This window comes from Micromonospora palomenae (assembly GCF_007829925.1).
In the GTDB taxonomy this organism is placed as follows: Bacteria; Actinomycetota; Actinomycetes; order Mycobacteriales; family Micromonosporaceae; genus Micromonospora; species Micromonospora purpureochromogenes.
The window spans coordinates 173,169-191,774 of the sequence record NZ_VIXA01000006.1 but is presented as its reverse complement, the minus strand read 5'-3'; the positions used below and the strand labels follow the sequence as shown (position 1 = coordinate 191,774).

General features: G+C 73.9%; 18 protein-coding genes. All 18 read left to right on the top strand.

What is annotated here, in order from left to right; all coding sequences use genetic code 11:
• Positions 1 to 30 precede the first annotated feature (30 nt).
• The 18 genes from FHX75_RS29660 (at position 31) to FHX75_RS29575 (ending at position 18,537) form a co-directional block, all read left to right on the top strand.
• On the top strand, positions 31 to 1,593 hold the full coding sequence (locus FHX75_RS29660; protein WP_154943878.1) for a UDP-N-acetylmuramoyl-L-alanyl-D-glutamate--2,6-diaminopimelate ligase: 1,563 nt from the start codon (positions 31 to 33) through the stop codon (positions 1,591 to 1,593).
• Complete coding sequence (locus FHX75_RS29655; protein ID WP_170285506.1) at positions 1,590 to 3,044, top strand: UDP-N-acetylmuramoyl-tripeptide--D-alanyl-D-alanine ligase; 1,455 nt, start codon at positions 1,590 to 1,592, stop codon at positions 3,042 to 3,044. Before FHX75_RS29660 ends, FHX75_RS29655 begins: the two co-directional genes overlap by 4 nt.
• The gene (gene mraY, locus FHX75_RS29650; RefSeq protein WP_154943876.1) at positions 3,041 to 4,174 is read left to right on the top strand and encodes a phospho-N-acetylmuramoyl-pentapeptide-transferase; all 1,134 of its coding nucleotides are present in this window, start codon (positions 3,041 to 3,043) and stop codon (positions 4,172 to 4,174) included. The genes FHX75_RS29655 and mraY overlap by 4 nt, the downstream gene beginning before the upstream one ends.
• Before the next feature lie 288 nt (positions 4,175 to 4,462).
• Complete coding sequence (locus FHX75_RS29645; RefSeq protein ID WP_154943940.1) at positions 4,463 to 5,869, top strand: FtsW/RodA/SpoVE family cell cycle protein; 1,407 nt, start codon at positions 4,463 to 4,465, stop codon at positions 5,867 to 5,869.
• Positions 5,869 to 6,975, top strand: a complete 1,107-nt coding sequence (murG, locus tag FHX75_RS29640; RefSeq protein WP_088961123.1) for an undecaprenyldiphospho-muramoylpentapeptide beta-N-acetylglucosaminyltransferase — start codon at positions 5,869 to 5,871, stop codon at positions 6,973 to 6,975. Before FHX75_RS29645 ends, murG begins: the two co-directional genes overlap by 1 nt.
• 85 nt (positions 6,976 to 7,060) lie before the next feature.
• Entirely contained in the window at positions 7,061 to 8,554 is a 1,494-nt protein-coding gene (gene murC, locus FHX75_RS29635; RefSeq protein ID WP_154943874.1) for a UDP-N-acetylmuramate--L-alanine ligase, read from the top strand.
• Entirely contained in the window at positions 8,551 to 9,369 is an 819-nt protein-coding gene (locus tag FHX75_RS29630; protein ID WP_154943873.1) for a cell division protein FtsQ/DivIB, read from the top strand. The genes murC and FHX75_RS29630 overlap by 4 nt, the downstream gene beginning before the upstream one ends.
• A 243-nt stretch (positions 9,370 to 9,612) precedes the next feature.
• The gene (gene ftsZ / locus FHX75_RS29625; protein WP_154943871.1) at positions 9,613 to 10,728 is read left to right on the top strand and encodes a cell division protein FtsZ; all 1,116 of its coding nucleotides are present in this window, start codon (positions 9,613 to 9,615) and stop codon (positions 10,726 to 10,728) included.
• 9 nt (positions 10,729 to 10,737) lie between these two features.
• The gene (locus FHX75_RS29620; protein ID WP_154943870.1) at positions 10,738 to 11,484 is read left to right on the top strand and encodes a YggS family pyridoxal phosphate-dependent enzyme; all 747 of its coding nucleotides are present in this window, start codon (positions 10,738 to 10,740) and stop codon (positions 11,482 to 11,484) included.
• A gap of 193 nt (positions 11,485 to 11,677) precedes the next feature.
• Positions 11,678 to 12,370 carry a cell division protein SepF gene (locus FHX75_RS29615; protein ID WP_154943869.1) on the top strand — a complete coding sequence of 231 codons (693 nt, stop codon included), beginning with the start codon at positions 11,678 to 11,680 and terminating at the stop codon, positions 12,368 to 12,370.
• A gap of 29 nt (positions 12,371 to 12,399) precedes the next feature.
• On the top strand, positions 12,400 to 12,699 hold the full coding sequence (locus FHX75_RS29610) for a YggT family protein (RefSeq protein WP_088961129.1): 300 nt from the start codon (positions 12,400 to 12,402) through the stop codon (positions 12,697 to 12,699).
• A 52-nt stretch (positions 12,700 to 12,751) separates the two neighbouring features.
• On the top strand, positions 12,752 to 13,552 hold the full coding sequence (locus tag FHX75_RS29605; RefSeq protein ID WP_154943867.1) for a DivIVA domain-containing protein: 801 nt from the start codon (positions 12,752 to 12,754) through the stop codon (positions 13,550 to 13,552).
• A 215-nt stretch (positions 13,553 to 13,767) separates the two neighbouring features.
• The gene (locus FHX75_RS29600) at positions 13,768 to 14,418 is read left to right on the top strand and encodes a hypothetical protein (protein ID WP_425463548.1); all 651 of its coding nucleotides are present in this window, start codon (positions 13,768 to 13,770) and stop codon (positions 14,416 to 14,418) included.
• Positions 14,419 to 14,427: 9 nt separating this feature from the next.
• Positions 14,428 to 14,733 carry a DUF167 domain-containing protein gene (locus tag FHX75_RS29595; protein ID WP_154943863.1) on the top strand — a complete coding sequence of 102 codons (306 nt, stop codon included), beginning with the start codon at positions 14,428 to 14,430 and terminating at the stop codon, positions 14,731 to 14,733.
• 22 nt (positions 14,734 to 14,755) lie between these two features.
• Positions 14,756 to 16,258, top strand: coding sequence for a potassium/proton antiporter (locus FHX75_RS29590; RefSeq protein ID WP_154943861.1), 1,503 nt, complete (start codon positions 14,756 to 14,758; stop codon positions 16,256 to 16,258).
• Between the two features lie 224 nt (positions 16,259 to 16,482).
• A complete protein-coding gene (locus FHX75_RS29585) occupies positions 16,483 to 16,902 on the top strand; it encodes a TraR/DksA family transcriptional regulator (RefSeq protein WP_154943859.1) in 420 nt (139 codons plus the stop codon).
• 67 nt (positions 16,903 to 16,969) lie between these two features.
• A complete protein-coding gene (lspA, locus tag FHX75_RS29580) occupies positions 16,970 to 17,593 on the top strand; it encodes a signal peptidase II (protein WP_154943858.1) in 624 nt (207 codons plus the stop codon).
• Entirely contained in the window at positions 17,590 to 18,537 is a 948-nt protein-coding gene (locus tag FHX75_RS29575; protein ID WP_154943856.1) for an RluA family pseudouridine synthase, read from the top strand. The genes lspA and FHX75_RS29575 overlap by 4 nt, the downstream gene beginning before the upstream one ends.
• The last annotated feature ends 69 nt before the right edge of the window (positions 18,538 to 18,606 follow it).

Genomic DNA, 18,606 nt, shown 5'->3' with positions numbered 1-18,606 from the left:
GGTGAGTGGGGACGAACCACCGGGGCGGCTGTGCGGTCGGAACCGGACGACCGGGTAGGGTCTGACGCCGTGCCCGGCAATCCACGTCCCCGTACCGTGCCCGGAGTCCGGCTCGGCGACCTCGCCGCCCGGCTCGCCGTCGCGCCGCCGGAGGCCGCCGCCGACGTGGCGGTGACCGGGGCGACCCACGCCAGCCAGGAGGTCCGTCCCGGCGACCTGTACGCCGCGCTGCCCGGCGCCCGCCGGCACGGCGCGGAGTTCGCCGAGGCCGCCGCGGCCGCCGGCGCGGTGGCCGCGCTGACCGACCCGGCCGGCGCCGCCGCGGTGACCGCGGCCGGCCTGCCCGCCCTGGTGGTCCCGGACCCCCGGGCGGTGCTCGGCGACCTCGCCTCCGCCGTCTACGGCGACCCGACCGAGGGGCTGACCGTGATCGGGGTCACCGGCACGGCCGGCAAGACCTCGACGGCCTACCTGGTGGAGTCCGGCCTGCGCGCCGCCGGGCACACCACCGGCCTGATCGGCACCGTGGAGACCCGGCTGGGCGATCTGGTGATCGACAGCGTGCGGACCACGCCGGAGGCGACCGACCTGCACGCCATGCTCGCCGCCGCCCGCGAGCGCGGGGTGACCGCGGTGGTCATGGAGGTCTCCAGCCACGCCCTGGCGATGGGGCGGGTCGGCGGGGTCCGGTTCACCGTCGGCGGCTACACCAACTTCGGCTCCGACCACCTCGACTTCCACGCCGACTCGGCCGACTACTTCGCGGCCAAGGCGCGGCTCTTCGACGGCCGCTGCGCCGCCGAGGTGCTCAACCTCGACGACCCGGCGCTGCGCCCGCTGTTCAAGCCGGCCACGATCAGCTACTCGGCGGCCGGCGACCGCGCGGCCACCTGGTGGGCCGACGAGGTCGGTGGCGAGGGGTACGCCCAGCGCTTCACCGTCCACGGCCCGGACGGCCTGGCGCTGCCCGCCGGGGTGGCCCTGCCCGGCCGGCACAACGTGGCCAACGCGCTGCTGGCCATCGCCAGCCTGGTGGCCGCCGGGGTCGACCCGGCGGTCGCCGCCGAGGGGGTGGCCGCCTGCGGCGGCGTCCCGGGGCGGCTGGAGCTGGTCAGCGCGGCCGGTCCGGTGCGCGGCGTGGTCGACTACGCGCACAAGTCGGACGCCATCGTGGCCGCCCTGGCCGCGCTGCGCGAGCTGAGCGCGGGTCGGCTGATCTGCGTCATCGGCGCGGGCGGTGACCGGGACCGGGGCAAGCGGCCGGTGATGGGCGCCGCCGCGGCGCGGGGCGCCGACGTGGTGCTGGTGACCGACGACAACCCGCGCACCGAGGACCCGGCCGCGATCCGGGCCGAGGTGCTCGCCGGGGCGTACGCGGCCGGCACCCCCGCCCGGATCATCGAGGCCCCGGGCCGGCGGGCCGCCATCGCCGAGGCGGTCCGGCTCGCCGAGCCCGGCGACGTGGTGGCGGTGCTCGGCAAGGGCCACGAGCGTGGCCAGGAGGTCGCCGGCGAGGTGCACCCGTTCGACGACCGGGTGGAGCTGGCGGAGGCGCTCGGCGCCCGCTTCGGGGACCTGGCGGGTCGACGGTGATCCCGCTGAGCCTGGCCGAGGTCGCCTCGGCCGTCGACGGCCGCCTCGTCGGCGCCGACCCGGCGGCCCGGGTCACCGGCCCGGTCGAGTTCGACTCGCGCAAGGTCACCGCCGGGGCGCTCTTCGTCGCCTTCCCGGGCGAGAAGGTCGACGGGCACGACTACGCCGCCGGCGCGGTGGACGCGGGCGCGGTGGCGGTGCTCGGCACCCGCGAGGTGCCCGGGGTGCCCATGGTGCTGGTGGGAGACGCGCTGACCGCGATGGGCCGGTTGGCCCGCGCGGTGGTGGACCGGCTGCCGCAGCTGACCGTGATCGGGCTGACCGGCTCGTCGGGCAAGACCACCACCAAGGACCTGATCGCCCAGCTCACCGTCCGGCTCGGCCCGACGGTGGCCCCGCCGGGCTCGTTCAACAACGAGCTGGGGCACCCGTACACGGCGTTGCAGGCCACGCCGGAGACCCGCTTCCTGGTGATGGAGAAGGGCGCCCGGGGGATCGGGCACGTGCGCTACCTGTGCGACGTGGTGCCGCCGCGGATCTCCGTGGTGCTCAACGTCGGGGTCGCGCACATCGGCGAGTTCGGCTCGGTGGAGAACATCGCCCTGGCCAAGGGGGAACTGGTCGAGGCGCTGCCGGCCGACGGGCTGGCCGTGCTCAACGCCGACGACCCGCTGGTCGACGCGATGGCCGCGCGCACCGCCGCCCGGGTGGTCCGGTACGGCGAGGCCGCGCACGCCGACGTCCGGGCGGTCGACGTGTCGCTGGACGACCGGGGCCGGCCGTCGTACACGCTGCTCACCCCGGAGGGGACCGCCCCGGTGCGGCTCGGGCTGACCGGCCGGCACCAGGTCTCCAACTCGCTGGCCGCGGCGGCGGTGGCCCGCGAGCTCGGGATGCCGCTGGCCGAGGTGGCCGACGCCCTGGGCGAGCTGGGGCTGGTCTCCACCCGCCGGATGGACGTCTTCGACCGGCCCGACGGGGTGACCGTGATCGACGACTCGTACAACGCCAACCCGGCGTCGATGGCGGTGGCGCTGCGCGCCCTTGCCGGCATGCGCCGCGAAGGGCGTATCTTTGCCGCGCTCGGCTACATGGCCGAGCTGGGCGACTTCGAACGCGACGGGCACCGGGAGGTGGGCCGGCTGGCGGCGGAGTTGGGCGTGGACCGGCTGCTCGTGGTGGGTGAGCCGGCGGCGCCGATCCACGAGGGCGCGACAGCGGTAAGTGACTGGGGAGGAGAGTCGGTGCTGCTCACCGATCAGGCGGCGGCCGTCGAGGTGCTGCGCAGCGAGCTACGACCGGGCGATGTCGTCCTGGTGAAGGGCTCCCGGTACCGCACCTGGGAGGTGGCCGACGCGCTGCGCGCCGAGGCCGACTGGAACGGGGTCGGCGGGAGCGCGAGGAGCGAGCTTGCGAGCCCCGCAGTCGCGACCGAGGGTGACATCGCATGAGGGCGGTCATCATCGCCGTCGGTGTGGCGTTCCTGATCTCGCTGCTCGGCACCCCGATCGCGATCAAGGTGTTCACCCGGCTCAAGGCCGGCCAGCCGATCCGGGCCGAGGGCCCGGCGATGCACCAGGGCAAGAAGGGCACGCCGACGATGGGCGGCGTGGTCTTCATCCTGGCCACGGTGATCGCGTACGTCGCCGGTCACCTGGCCCTGACCACGCTGCCGGACGCGCAGATCGCCCAGGTCGAGCCGACCATCACGGCGCTGGTGCTGCTGGGGCTGATGGTCTTCTCCGGGGCGGTCGGCTTCATCGACGACTTCCTCAAGGTCCGCAAGCGGCACAGCGGCGGTCTCAACAAGCGCGGCAAGCTCTTCGGGCAGATCCTGGTCGGCGCGATCTTCGGGGTGGTGGCGCTCTACTTCCCGAGCACGATGACCGACGCCAGCGGCGCGGCAACCAACACCGAGACCGTCGGGGCCACCACGCTCAGCTTCATCCGGGACATCCCGGCGCTGGAGATCGGCAAGATCGCCTCGGTGATCGTGATCATCTTCGTGGTGATGGCCGCGACCAACGGGGTGAACCTCACCGACGGCCTCGACGGCCTCGCCACCGGCGCCTCGGTGATGGTCCTGGCCGCGTACGCGTTGATCGCGTTCTGGCAGTACCGGCACTGGTGCGCCGACCCGACCTACACCGCCAACCCGAACAACTACTGCTACGCCGTGCGGGACCCGCTGGAGATCGCGTTGATCGCCGGGGCGGCGGCCGGCGCCTGCGTCGGCTTCCTCTGGTGGAACACCTCGCCCGCCCGGATCTTCATGGGCGACACCGGCGCGCTCGGCCTGGGCGGTCTGATCGCCGGCATGGCGATGTCCACCCGGACGATCCTGCTGCTGCCGATCATCGGCGGGCTGTTCGTGATCATCACCATGTCGGTGGTGATCCAGATCATCTCCTTCCGGACCACCGGCAAGCGGGTGTTCCGGATGTCGCCGCTGCAGCACCACTTCGAACTCGCCGGCTGGAGCGAGGTCAACATCGTGGTGCGGTTCTGGATCATCGCCGGGATCGGCGTCGCCATCGCGCTCGGCCTGTTCTACAGCGACTTCCTGGCCAGCATGGGCTGAGTCGCCGACACCGGCCCGGCAGGGTCGGAGAATGCCGGCCGCGCCGCGACCGTCGCGTACGGGGGTCCCTCATAGCCGAGGGGCCCCCGTTCCGCATTCCGACACGCCGACCGGGCCGAACGGCGCGAACGGGCCCGGAAGAGCGGCGATGATGGGCTGGTGGGGGAGGACCGAGGCAGCACCGGCACGACGACGACGGCGGCGGAGACCCAGGCACGGCGGGTCGCGGGCGCGGGGCGTACCGCCGACCCGCCGGCGGCGATCCCCGGCCTGGACGCGGCCGGCGGCCTGGCGGGGCTGCGCGGCCTGCTGGCCCGCCCGCTGGCCTCCTACTACCTGCTGCTGTCCAGCGCCGGCCTGCTGCTGCTGATCGGCCTGACCATGGTCTTCTCGGCGACCAGCGTGAAGGACTACGCCGAGGCCGGCGACGCCTCGGCGTCGGTGACCAAGCAGGCCGTCTTCGCGGTGATCGGCATCGTCGCGTTCTGGGCCTGCCAGCGGCTGCCGGCCAGCACCTTCCGCTCGCTCGGCCGGCCGGTGCTGGCCGCGGCGGTGGTGCTGCTGCTGGTGCTCAACCTGCTGCTGGCCCTGGACTCGCTGTTCCGGATCAAGGCGCTCGGGCCGCTGCGGGCCAACCTGCTCTGGCTCTACCTCGGCCCGATCCAGGTGCAGCCCTCCGAGCTGGCCAAGCTCGCGCTGGTGCTCTGGGGCGCGCACGTGATCGCCCGCAAGGGCGCCGCGCTCGGCTGGTGGAAGGAACTGGCCACCCCGCTCTTCCCGGTGGTCGGGCTGCTCTTCGTGCTGGTCGGCTACAACGACCTGGGCACCATGCTCTGCCTGCTGGCGATCGTGGTCGGGCTGCTCTGGGCGGCCGGGGTGCGGATGCGGGTGTTCGCCGCGCTCTCCGCGGTGGGCCTGCTCGGCATCGGCGTGCTGGTGGCCGTGGCCTCGCTCGGCGCCGGTTCCGGCGCGGTCGGCGAGGAGAACTACCGGCTGGCCCGGTTGACCTCGTTCATCAACCCGCCCGACCCGGCCACCTGCCTGGAGACCGGCTGCTGGCAGCTCGTCCAGGCCCGCAACGCCATCGAGCACGGCGGTTGGTTCGGCGTCGGGCTGGGCAAGAGCAGCCTGAAGTTCGGCTGGCTGCCGGCGGCGCACAACGACTTCATCTTCGCGGTGATCGCCGAGGAGCTCGGGGTGGTCGGCTGCACCGTCATCCTGGTGCTCTTCGCCGTGCTCGCCTACACCGGGCTGCGCGTCGCGCGGCGGGTCGAGGACCCGTTCCGCCGGCTCGCCGCCGCCGCGATCACCGCCTGGCTGGTCGGCCAGGCCGTCATCAACATCGGTGGCGTGATCGGCCTGCTGCCGCTGACCGGCGTGCCGCTGCCGTTCATCTCCGACGGCGGCAGCGCCCTGGTCGTGACGCTGGCGGCGGTCGGCATCCTCGCCTCGTTCGCCCGCGCCGAGCCCGACGCCGCGCGAGCCCTGCATGCCCGTCCGCCCGCCCGGTGGGTCCGACTACTCTGGGCCCCGTTGCCGCCGCTTCCCGGCCGGCGCCGCCGCCCGGCGACGCCACCGGCTGCCCGAGGGTCCGTGCCCCGGTCGCGAGCGCGGCGGGAGGACGACCAGGCCGCACCGCGCGGTGGCCGGCAGGGCCGGACCCGTGGCGGGACGGCGAGCGAGAGGAGACGCTGATGGGTCCGCTGCGTTCGGTGGTGCTCTGTGGAGGGGGTACGGGTGGCCACATCTACCCGCTGCTCGCCTTCGCCGACTGCCTGCGCCGACACGACCCGGGCGTCCGGATCACCTGTCTGGGCACGCCGAAGGGCCTGGAGAACGAGCTGATCCCGCCGGCCGGCTACGACCTGCGCCAGATTCCGGCGTACCAGCTGCCCCGCTCGGTCAACATGAGCCTGGTGCGCACCCCGGACCGGATGTGGAAGGCGGCCCGCGCCGCGGGCAAGGTGATCGACGAGGTGCAGGCCGACGCGGTGGTCGGCTTCGGCGGGTACGTCTCCGTCCCCGGCTACCTCGCCGCCTGGCGTCGCGAGCTGCCGATCGTCATCCACGAGGTGAACGTGCCGCCCGGCGTGGCCAACCGGCTCGGCATGAAGTTCACCAAGAACGTCGCGGTGGGCTTCCCGCACCAGCCCGCGCAGGCCGAGTCGCTGCGCGACGCCCGGGTGGTCGGCGTGCCGCTGCGTCGGGGCATCGCCGGGCTGGACCGGGTCGCCATGCGCAACGCCGCCCGGGCCCACTTCGGACTCCGCCCCGACCTGCCGGTGCTCTTCGTCGCCGGCGGTTCGCAGGGCGCCCGCTCGATCAACCTGGCGGTCTCCGGCGCGGCCAAGGAACTGGCCCGCAACGGCGTGCAGGTGCTGCACGTGATCGGCGCCCGCAACGAGCCGGTGCCAATCCCCACCGACCTGCCGGTGCCGTACGTGACCCTGCCGTACCTGTCCGAGATGGAGCTGGGCTACGCCGCCGCCGACCTGATGCTGGGCCGGGGCGGGGCGATGACCTGCGCCGAGGTGGCCGCCATCGGCCTGCCCACCATCTACGTGCCGTACCCGCACAGCAACCAGGAGCAGAAGCGCAACGCGCTGCCCGTGGTGGAGGCCGGCGGCGGGCTGCTCGTCGACGACGCCGAGCTGACCCCGGACTGGCTGGAGCGGACGGTCATCCCGCTGGTCCGCGACCCCCGCCGGCTCGCCGCGATGGGCGCGGCCGCGGCCGGGTACGGGCGGCGCGACGGCGACGTCGCGCTGCTGAACTTCGTCTACGAGGCGGTGGCCCGGTGAGCGCGAGGAGTGAGCTTGCGAGCCCCGCAGTCGCGAACGACGGTGGCGCGGCGACGCCGGCCACCGCGACGGGAAGGTACCTGGCATGAACACCGCGCAGTTCACCCCGGCCGGCACGCTCACCGCCGAGGACCTGGGCCGGATCCACCTGATCGGGGTGGGCGGGGTCGGCATGAGCGGCCTGGCCCGGCTCTTCCTCACCCGTGGCCTGCCGGTCTCCGGCAGCGAGCTGCGCGAGTGGCCGTCGCTGGCCGGGCTGCGGGCGCTCGGCGGGACGATCCACATGAGCCACGAGGCGAGCAACCTCGACGGCGTGGACACCGTGGTCTACTCCTCGGCCATCCCGCAGGACCACCTGGAGATGGTCGAGGCCCGCCGGCGCGGCCTGCGGGTGCTGCACCGCTCCGAGGCCCTCGCCGCGGCGATGACCGGCCGCCGGACGGTGGCGGTCGCCGGCACCCACGGCAAGACCACCACCACCTCGATGGTCACCATGGTGCTCCAGCAGGCCGGGGTGGACCCGTCCTTCGTCATCGGCGGGGAGATCTCCGAGGTCGGCTCCGGCGCGCACCACGGCACCGGCGAGTACTTCGTGGTCGAGGCGGACGAGAGCGACCGCTCGTTCCTGATCTACCGCCCGTACGTCTCGATCATCACCAACATCGAGGCGGACCACCTCAACACCTACGGCGACCTGGCCAACCTGGAGGCGACCTTCGCCGAGTTCGCCCGGCTCACCGACCCGGACGGCTTCATCATCACCTGCGCCGACGACCCGGGCGGCCGCCGGCTGGCCGAGACGCTGCGCGCGGAGGGCCGCCGGGTGCACACCTACGGCCTGTCTCCCGACGCCGACCTGCGGCTGGACGACATGGCCTCCACCGCGCAGGGGGTGCGCTTCCTGGCCGAGGTCGACGGCCACTCGCTGGGCGAGATCCGGCTGCCGGTGCCGGGGCGGCACATGGGGCTCAACAGCGCCTCGGCGGTGCTCACCGCGTACCTGCTCGGGCTGCCCGTCGAGTCGGCCGAGGCGGCGCTGGGCGCCTTCCCCGGCGTACGCCGGCGCTTCGAGCGCAAGGGCGTCGCGGACGGCGTGCTGGTCTACGACGAGTACGCGTACCACCCGACCTCGATGACGCTGGCGTTGCAGACGCTGCGCGAGGTGGCCGGGGACGGCCGGCTGATCGTGGTCTTCCAGCCCTACCGGCTCTACCGCACCCGGGATCTCCAGGCGGAGATCGCCGCGGCGCTGGGCATCGCCGACGAGCTGGTGCTGCTGGAGGTCTTCGGGCCGGGCGAGCTGCGCCAGCCGGGGGAGGGCTCCGCGGCCCTGGTCGAGGCGGTGCCGCTGGACGCCGCGCACAAGGTGTTCGTCGACTCGTGGGAGGACGCCCCGGCCGAGGTGGCCCGCCGGGCCCGCCCCGGCGACGTGGTGGTGACCATGGGCGCCCCGCCGATCTCCCTGATGGGCGACCAGCTGATCGACGCCCTCACCGCGCGGGCCTCCGGCGGCGCCGCCGACCCGACGGCCCTCGGCGTGGCCGTCGACCCGGACGGCGCGGCCTCCGCCGCCGGATGAGTCCGGGTCCGGCGCGGGGCCGTACCGCCGGCACGGACGGCGGCGGCCCCCGGCGCAACCCGGTCCGGCGCTGGCAGCTCGTCCGGGCCGGCAGCGACGCGGTCCCGCCGTCCACCCGGCGGTTCATGGCCCGGGCGCGGCAGCGGCGGATGCGCGCGGCCCTGCCCTGGGCGGTGGCCGCCGCGGTGCTCGCCGTGGCCACGCTGGTCGCCTGGACGGTGCTCGGCACCGGGCTGTTCGGGGTCCGCGAGGTGCGGGTGGTCGGCGCGGAGCTGGTCACCCCGGTCGAGGTGCGGGAGGCCGCGGGGGTTCCGGACGGGGTCCCGCTGGCCCGGGTGGACCTGGCCGCGACCGGCCGCCGGATCGGCGCGCTGGCCCCGGTCGAGCGGGCCACGGTCACCCGGGACTGGCCGGGCACGCTGGTGGTGACGGTGGTGGAGCGGACCGGGGTCGCGGCGGTGCCCCGGGACGGGCAGTTCGTGGTGCTCGACGCCGACGGGGTGGTGTTCCGGACGGCGCCGCGCGCCCCCGACGGCCTGCCGGTGGTCCGGCTGGCCACCCCCGGCCCGGACGACCCGGGCACCCGGGCGGCGCTGGAGGTGCTGGCGGTGCTCACCCCGCCGCTGCGCGCGGAGCTGACCGAGCTCACCGTGCAGGGGCTGGCCCGGATCAGCCTCACCCTCCGTGGCGATCGGACGGTCGTCTGGGGGGATGCGACCCGGGGGACGGACAAGGCGCGGGTGGCCACCGCGCTGTTGGGTCGCAAGGCCGACACGATCGACGTCAGCGCACCCGACGTGGTCACTTTCAAGTGATCGGTGCCGCCGGACGTGAGCCGTCCCGCTAAGGGCGGCGACACGCCGGGCAGGTCCTTGGCTCTCGGCGTGGGGGCGCTTACGTTGCCCCGAAGAGGATCAGTGGTTGACATAACTGTAAGCCTCTAGTAGAGGGTGAGGGTTTATTCCTGATCCTCTGTGGTGACAGCTGTCGTCGACCGTCGGTCTGGCCACGCCGTACCCGGTCGGGGCGATGCCAATCTCGAAGGGAAAGGACCGGAGATGACACCTCCGCACAACTACCTGGCGGTCATCAAGGTCGTCGGCATCGGGGGCGGCGGCGTCAACGCCGTCAACCGGATGATCGAGGTTGGGCTCAAGGGCGTCGAGTTCATCGCGATCAACACCGATGCGCAGGCGCTGCTGATGAGTGACGCCGACGTCAAGCTCGACGTCGGCCGGGAGCTGACCCGGGGCCTCGGCGCCGGCGCCAACCCGGACGTCGGCAAGAACGCCGCCGAGGACCACCGCGACGAGATCGAGGAGGTCCTCAAGGGCGCCGACATGGTCTTCGTGACCTGCGGCGAGGGCGGCGGCACCGGCACCGGCGGCGCGCCGGTGGTGGCGAACATCGCCCGCAAGCTCGGCGCGCTCACCATCGGCGTGGTGACCCGACCGTTCTCCTTCGAGGGCAAGCGCCGCCAGGTGCAGGCTGAGTCCGGCATAGACGAGCTGCGCAACCAGTGCGACACGCTGATCGTCATCCCGAACGACCGGCTGCTGGCGCTCGGCGACCGCAACATCTCCATGATGGACGCCTTCCGCACCGCCGACCAGGTGCTGCTCTCCGGTGTCCAGGGCATCACCGACCTGATCACCACGCCGGGTCTGATCAACCTGGACTTCGCCGACGTCAAGAGCGTGATGAGCGGCGCCGGCAGCGCGCTGATGGGCATCGGCAGCGCCCGCGGCGAGAACCGCGCGGTGGAGGCGGCCGAGGCGGCCATCTCCAGCCCGCTGCTGGAGCAGAGCATGGACGGCGCGCGGGGCGTGCTGCTCTCCATCGCCGGCGGCTCCGACCTCGGCCTGTTCGAGATCAACGACGCCGCCCAGCTGGTCACCGACGCGGCACACCCGGACGCCAACATCATCTTCGGCGCGGTCATCGACGACGCGCTGGGCGACGAGGTCCGGGTCACCGTCATCGCGGCCGGCTTCGACGGCGGCGCGCCGTCGTACAAGGCGGCCGAGGTGCCGCGCAAGACCAACCAGAACCAGCCGGCGCCGCAGAACCCGCCGGTCGCGCCGCCGACCACCCTGCCGGCCCAGCAGCAGTCGCCGCGCCGGGTGCTCTTCGACGACGTGGACGTGCCCGACTTTCTCAAGAACGGTTCCTGAGCTCCGCCGATGACCGACGAACCAGCCACGGTACGGCCCGACCGGCGTGCCGAACTCGCGGCCGGGCTGGCCCGGGTCCGCGCCCGGATCGCCGACGCCTGCGCCGCCGCCGGACGGGACCGCGCCGAGGTCACCATGATCGCGGTCACCAAGACGTACCCGGCCGGCGACGTGGTCGCGCTGGCCGGGCTCGGGGTGACCGACGTGGGGGAGAACCGCGACCAGGAGGCCGCGCCGAAGGCGGCCGAGGTGGCCGCCGCCGGGGTGGCCGTCCGCTGGCACTTCATCGGGCAGCTGCAGCGCAACAAGGCCCGCTCGGTGGTCCGCTACGCCGACGTCGTGCACTCGGTGGACAGCGTCCGGCTGGCCCGGGCCCTGGACGCGGCCGCGTCCGCCGGCCGGGACCGGCCGCTGGACGCCCTGGTGCAGGTCAGCATCGACGGCGACCCGGCGCGCGGCGGCGCGCTGCCGGACTCGGCCGACCCGGACCGCGGTCTGGGCCCGGTGGCCGAGGCGCTGGCCGGGGCCGGCGGCCTGCGGCTGGCCGGGCTGATGGCGGTGGCGCCGCTGGGCTGGGAGCCGGAGCGGGCGTTCGCCCGGCTCGCCGAGGTGGCGGCGCGCTTCCGCGACCGGCACCCGGAGGCGACCGCGCTCTCCGCCGGAATGAGCGGCGACCTCGAAGCGGCCATCGAATATGGCGCGACACATGTCCGCCTCGGCAGCGCGTTGCTCGGAATGCGTCCCACGCTGCGGTAGCCTGACCGCGGTAGAAGCAAATTACATCTGTGTTGTTTGAGGAACGGCGTCCCGTTGTCGGGGGCCACGGCGGGCGGCCGCGAATCGCCTGTCGGGGGATTGCCGCTCCGATCCGGTGGGCATGGATTGTCCATTCGTGATCAGGCGACACGGCACGGGGGTGCGTGCCGCACGGCGGACGGAAGGGCGCGGGATGGGTGCACTGCGCAAGGCGGGGGTCTGGCTCGGTCTCGTCGAGGAGGATGACGAGCGGGCCTACGACGACGGCTACGACAAGCCGGGCTACCGCGACTCGCGGTACCGGTCGAGCCGGTACTCCGAGGAGTTCGCCGACGACGACGAGGACGAGTCGGAGGAGCCGCCGGCGCCGCGCCCGCGGCTCGGCGAGCGGGGCCGGCTGAGCGAGCGCGGCGGGAGCCGGGCTGTGGAGGCCGACCGGGCCGACGACGAGCGTCCGGAGCGGGTCGAGCGGTCCAGCGTCCGCTCGATCACGCGGTCCGGCGCGGGGGAGACCTCGGGTGCGCTGACCTACCACACCCGGGACAACCTGGCCCTGGCTCCGCAGACCCAGGCGCGCGAGCGCGCGGTGGTGGCCGAGGAGGAGCAGCGCTACCAGATCACCACGCTGCACCCGACCACCTACCGGGAGGCGCGCACCATCGGCGAGCACTTCCGCGACGGCGTTCCGGTGATCATCAACCTCACCGAGATGGACGAGGCCGACGCCCGTCGGCTGGTTGACTTCGCCGCCGGGCTGGCGTTCGGGCTGCGCGGTACGATCGAGCGCGTGACCAACCGGGTGTTCCTGCTCTCACCGGCCAACGTCCAGGTCACCGCGGAGGACAAGGCCAAGATCGCTGAGGGCGGCTTTTTCAGCCTGAGCTAAGTCCGCCCGACCGAGGGACGTCGCCTGCCGTGTTGTCGATCGTGCTCCAAGCGCTGTACCTGCTCCTGTACCTCTTCCTAATTGTGCTGTTGGCCCGATTCGTCCTCAGCGCCGTCCTGCAGTACGGTCGCCGGTGGCAACCGGGGCGCGGGGCATCGGCGGGACTGGAATCCGTGTGGAGCGTCACTGATCCGCCTCTCAAGGCGTTGAGGCGTGTGATCCCTCCACTGCGAATTGGTACCGTGAGCATCGACCTGGCCTCCCTTGTGCTCCTGGTTATCCTGTTCGTGCTGATGGAGTTCGTGTTGAAGCGGTTGATCATCGGATGAACGTCCGGTGGCCCAGCCCGCTACGCGGCCGCAACTGACCCGAGGAGTTTCGATGCCGCTGACCCCGGCCGACGTCCACAACGTCGCCTTCAAAAAGCCGCCGATCGGCAAGCGGGGGTATGACGAGGAGGAGGTCGACGCCTTCCTGGACGAGGTCGAGCGTGAGCTTGCCCGTCTGATCGAGGAGAACAACGAGCTGCGCGCCCAGGTGGAGCGCGGCGGCCGTGGTGGCGCTCCCGCCGGCCCCGGCGGCGACGCCCGTCTCGCGGCGGAGCTCAACGACGTCAAGGCCCAGCTCGACCGGGTGCAGCGCGACAAGGCCGCGGCCGAGCAGGCCGCCCGGGCCATGCAGGCCGAGCTGGAGCAGGTCCGGTCCGCCGGTGGCCCGGCCGGCGGTGGCGACGGCGAGCAGCAGGCGCTGCGGGTCCTGATGATGGCCCAGCGCACCGCCGACGACCACGTGTCGGACGCCCGCCGCGAGGCCGACCAGCTTCTCTCCGAGGCCCGGTCCAAGGCCGAGGAGGTCACCCGCGAGGCGCGCGCCAAGGCCGACGCCCTCGAGCGGGACGCCCGCCAGCGGCACCAGGAGGCCATGGGCGGCCTGGACGCCAAGCGCACCGCGCTGCAGAAGCACATCGAGGAGCTCAAGCAGTTCGAGCGCGAGTACCGCACCCGGCTCAAGGCGTACCTGGAGAGCCAGCTGCGGGACCTCGACGGCCGGGGCCAGGGCCTGGAGGCCGAGATGACCCGCGCCGAGGGCAGCCGCGCCGCCACCGGCAACGGGCTGGCCGCCGCGAGCCTCGCCGGCTCGTACGGCGGCGGTCGCTCCGGCGCTCTCGAAGCCGGTCGCTGATCCACGGTCGGCGGCCGTCGCCCGACGGTCGCCGACCGCGCCACACCGACACGACGCGGCGGGGGTGAGCCGTGATAGTCGCAAGTCTGCTGCTCATCCTCGTCGCGGTCGTACTGCTGGTGTTCGGTCTCGCTGACGGCTCCAGCACCCTGTTGATCAGTTCCATCGCGGCCAGCCTGTTGGCCGCCGTCGCGTTGATCGCGGGCGCCCGCCAGGTGGCCGCCGCCAAGGCGACGACGGACCGGCCCGGGCCGCGCGCGGGCCGGGGGTTCGCGGGCACGCCCCGCGCCACGACTCCACCGGAGCCCTACGCCCCGGTGGAGCCGGAGATCCCCGTCCAGCACGTTCCCCCGACGAGCGGCACCGGTGGCGACGGGTGGCGGCAACCGCCCGAGCCGCCGGTGACCGGCGACGCCGACCCGTGGGAGCCGCAGGCCGAGAGCCCGTGGGACTCCGACGGGATGGCCGCGCGCCGCGCACCGGACGCGGACCCGGCGTGGGAGCCCACGCCGGCCGCCGGGCGCTCCCGCGACGTCGACGACGCCAGCCCGTGGGACTCGGTGAGTCCGGCGCCGGGCCGCTGGCGCGACGGGACGGCCGGCGGCTGGGCGGCGGAACAGGCCGAGGTCGACGACGAACCGGAGGCCCAGGACGTGTCCCCCGCCGACGCCGCGTGGGTGGCCCGGCTCGACACCGAGGTGCGGGTCGTCGACGGCCGTCCCCGCTACCACCTGCGCTCCTGCCCCCACCTGCTGGGCCGGGACGACGAGCCGCTGCCGGTCTCCGAGGCGGTCTCGCTCGGCTTCACCCCGTGCGCGGACTGCGCGCCGGACACCGCCCTGCTCGCCGACACCCGACCCGGCTGAGTCGCGTCGATGCCCACCGGGGAGCCGCTCACCGTGGCGGTACGCGTCAAGCCCGGCGCCTCCCGCGCCCGCGTCGGCGGCCGTTTCGACGGCCCGCACGGTCCCGCGCTGGTGATCGCGGTGAACGCGCCGGCGGTGGACGGGCGGGCCACCGAGGCGGCCCGGAAGGCGCTGGCCGACGCGCTCGGCGTACGACCGGCCGCGGTGTCGCTGCGCACCGGCGCGGCCAGCCGCGACAAGCTGTTCACCGTCGAGCGTCCCGCCCCCGGGGTGACCGACGTGCTCCACCGGCTGCGAGACGGATCGGACGGGTGAGGGCGCTGCGGGTCGGTGGCCCGTGACGGCGGGGCTGGACCTCGCGCTGCTGCTCGGCGCCGCCGTCCTGCTGGTGGCGATCGGCGCGGTCCGCTTCTCCACCCGCCTCGGCGTACCGAGTCTGCTGGTCTACCTGGCGCTCGGCGTGGCGATCGGGGAGGCCGGCCTCGGCATCCGCTTCGACGACGCCGAGCTGACCCGGGTGCTGGGCTTCTGCGCGCTTATCGTGATCATCGCGGAGGGCGGGTTGACCGCCCGGTGGAGCACCCTGCGCCCGGTGCTCGGGCTGGCCGCCGCCCTCTCCACGGTCGGGGTGCTGGTCAGCATCCTGGTCGTCGGCCTGGTGGTGCACCTGCTGCTCGGCCTGGACTGGCGGCTCGCCCTGCTCTACGGCGCGGTGCTCTCCTCCACCGACGCGGCGGCGGTCTTCGCCACGCTGCGCCGGCTGCGCCTGCCGCCCCGGCTGGTGGCCACGCTGGAGGCCGAGTCCGGGATGAACGACGCCCCGGTGGTGATCCTGGTGGTGCTGCTCTCCCGCGGCGCCGAGGGCGGTCACCCGTGGTGGTACGAGGTGTTCCTGGTCGGCTACGAGCTGGGCGTGGGGGCGGCGGTCGGGCTCGCCGCCGGGCTGACCGGCCGCTTCGCGCTGCGCCGCGCGGCGCTGCCCTCGTCCGGGCTCTACCCGATCGCCGCGGTCGGCTTCACCGTGCTGGCGTACGCGGCCGGGGCGGTGCTGCATGCCTCCGGCTTCCTCGCCGTGTACGTGGCCGGGGTGCTGCTCGGCAACGCCCGGCTGCCGCACCGGCAGGCCATCCTGGGCTTCGCCGACGGGCTGGCCTGGCTGGCCCAGATCGGGCTGTTCGTGCTGCTCGGGCTGCTGGCCACGCCCAGCCGGCTGGACGCGGCGGTGCTGCCGGCGGTGGTCGCCGGCCTGGCCCTGCTGCTGCTGGCCCGGCCGCTGTCGGTGCTGGTGGCCGCGCTGCCGTTCCGGGTCAACCTGCGCGAGCAGGCGTTCCTGTCCTGGGCCGGGCTGCGCGGGGCGGTGCCGATCGTGCTGGCCACCATCCCGCTCTCCGAGCGGGTGCCCGGGGCGGACCAGCTCTTCGACGCGGTCTTCGTCCTCGTGGTGATCTTCACGCTCTTGCAGGCGGGCACGCTGGCGCCGGCGGCCCGCCGGTTGCGGGTGACCGCGCCGGCCGAGCTGGCCGAGATCCGGGTGGAGACGGCGCCGCTGGAGCGGATGCGGGCGGACCTGCTCCAGTTGGAGGTGCCGCCGGGTTCCCGGCTGGCCGGCGTGCACGTGGACGAGTTGCGGTTGCCGGTGGGTGCCTCGGTGACCCTGGTGCTGCGCGACGGGGCGGGCTTCGTGCCTGGCCCGGACACCCGGCTCAAGACGGGCGACAGCCTGTTGATCGTGGCGACCGCCGGGGTGCGGGACGAGGTCGAGCGGCGGCTGCGGGCGGTCAGTCGGCGGGGTCGACTGGCCAGGTGGTTTGGCGAGTACGGCGAGGATCGGGATGGCTGATCTGCTAGCGTTCCCTTTGCCCCAATTAGGGCTTACTAGGGGCTGAATAGCGGCACGACGGTGCGCCACGTTGTCGGACGCCTGTACGTTCCGTATTCTTGCCAACCTCCGGAGTGCGCGGCCCTCGATGCCGTGCGCCCGTTTTGTTACGTGGGGGACGCCAGGCCGGTGACCCCTGTCCGGACACCGCCGAGCGCCGCGTTACGCGGCTGAGGGAGCTGACGATGGCGAAGCCAGCCGACACCAGGACCGCCGGCCGCAAGCCTGCGGTGAAGGCCACCCGCAGCGCGGCGGAGACCGAGAAGATCCGGGCGGCCCTGGCGGCCCGACGGGACGAGCTGCGAGCCGAGTACGATCAGACGCTGAGCGAGATCACCGAGCTGCAGCGCGACCGGCTGACCGACTCGGCCGGGGACGACCAGGCCGACACCGGCACCAAGACGTTCGAGCGCGAGCAGGAGATCTCCCTCGCCAACAGCATCCGGGAACGGATCACGCAGGTCGAGCGGGCCCTGGAGCGCCTCGACGAGGGTGGCTACGGGTGGTGCGAGCGGTGCGGGAACCCGATCCCGGTCGAGCGGCTCGCCGCCTTCCCGTCGGCGACCCTCTGCGTGACCTGCAAGCAGCTGGAGGAGCGGCGCTGACGTCCGCTCCCCGGTGACGAACGCGAGACGGTGAACCCCTCACCGTCGGACAGTCGATGGGGAGTCGATGACCACAGCACCGACCGCCGGATCCGGCACCGCTGAGCCGGGCGACGGTACGCCTCGCCGCAAGGCGGTCGTGGTCCTGGCCAGCATCGCCCTCGCGGCCCTGCTGGCCGACCTGTTCACCAAGCACCTCGCGCTGGTGACGCTCGACGACCGGGGGCCGGTACGCCTGCTCGGCGGCGCCGTCTACCTGACCCTGACCCGCAACAGCGGGGCGGCCTGGAGCATCGGCGCCGACCACACCTGGATCTTCCCGCTGATCACCATCGGTGTGGTCGGCTGGATCGTCTGGATGGCGGTACGGCTGCGCTCCCTGCCCTGGGCGGTCTCCCTCGGCCTGGTGCTGGGCGGCGCGCTGGGCAACCTCACCGACCGGATCTTCCGCGCCCCCGGCCACTTCGTCGGGCACGTGGTGGACATGGTCAGCCTCTTCGACCCGTACGGGCAGGTCTGGCCGGTGTTCAACCTGGCCGACAGCGCGCTGGTCTCCGGGGTGCTCCTCGCCGTGCTGCTCGAACTGACCGGCCGCCAGCGCGACGGCAGCCGGGTCGGTACGCAGCGCGCCGACGACGCGGCCGCCGACGACCGGGACGCCACCGGCGCTCACCCCCGGGAGCGGGCGTGACCTCGGCCTTCGCCGCCGGTGGCGGCGACCAGCGGTCCCTGCCCGTCCCGGACGGGCTCGACGGCATGCGCCTGGACCAGGCGGTGTCCCGGCTCTTCGGGCTCTCCCGCACCGCCGCGGCGGCCCTGGTCGACGCCGGTGACGCGCTGGTCGACGGGGCCGCGCGGCCCAACTCGCACAAGGTGAAGGCCGGCTCCTGGCTGGAGGTGACGCTGCCCGCCCCGGTCGCGCCGCCGACGGTGGTGCCGCAGGCGGTGCCGGGCCTCACCGTGGTCCACGCCGACGACGACATCGTGGTGGTGGACAAGCCGGTCGGCGTGGCCGCCCACCCCAGCCCCGGCTGGACCGGGCCGACCGTGATCGGCGGCCTCGCCGCCGTCGGGCACCGGATCTCGACCAGCGGCGCCGCCGAGCGGCAGGGCGTGGTGCACCGGCTCGACGTCGGCACCACCGGGATCATGGTGGTGGCCAAGAGCGAGCAGGCGTACACCGCGTTGAAGCGGGCGTTCAAGTACCGCGAGGTGGAGAAGCGCTACCACGCCGTGGTGCAGGGGCACCCGGATCCGCTGCGCGGCACCATCGACGCCCCGATCGACCGGCACCCGCACCACGACTACCGCTGGGCGGTGGTCTCCGGCGGCAAGCCGAGCATCACCCACTACGACACCATCGAGGCGTTCCCGGCGGCGAGCCTGCTCGACGTGCGCCTGGAGACCGGCCGCACGCACCAGATCCGGGTGCACTTCTCGACGCTGCGGCACCCCTGCGTGGGCGACATCACCTACGGCGCCGACCCCACCCTCTCGGCCCGGCTCGGGTTGGGCCGGCAGTGGCTGCACGCCCGGTCGCTGAGCTTCCTGCACCCGCGTACCGGCGACGAGGTGACCTTCGTCAGCGAGTACCCGGACGACCTGGCCCGGGCGCTGGCGATCCTGCGCGACTGACCGCACCCGGTCCGAGCCGACCGGACCGCATCCGGTCCGAGCCGACCCAACCCCACCCGATCCGAGCCG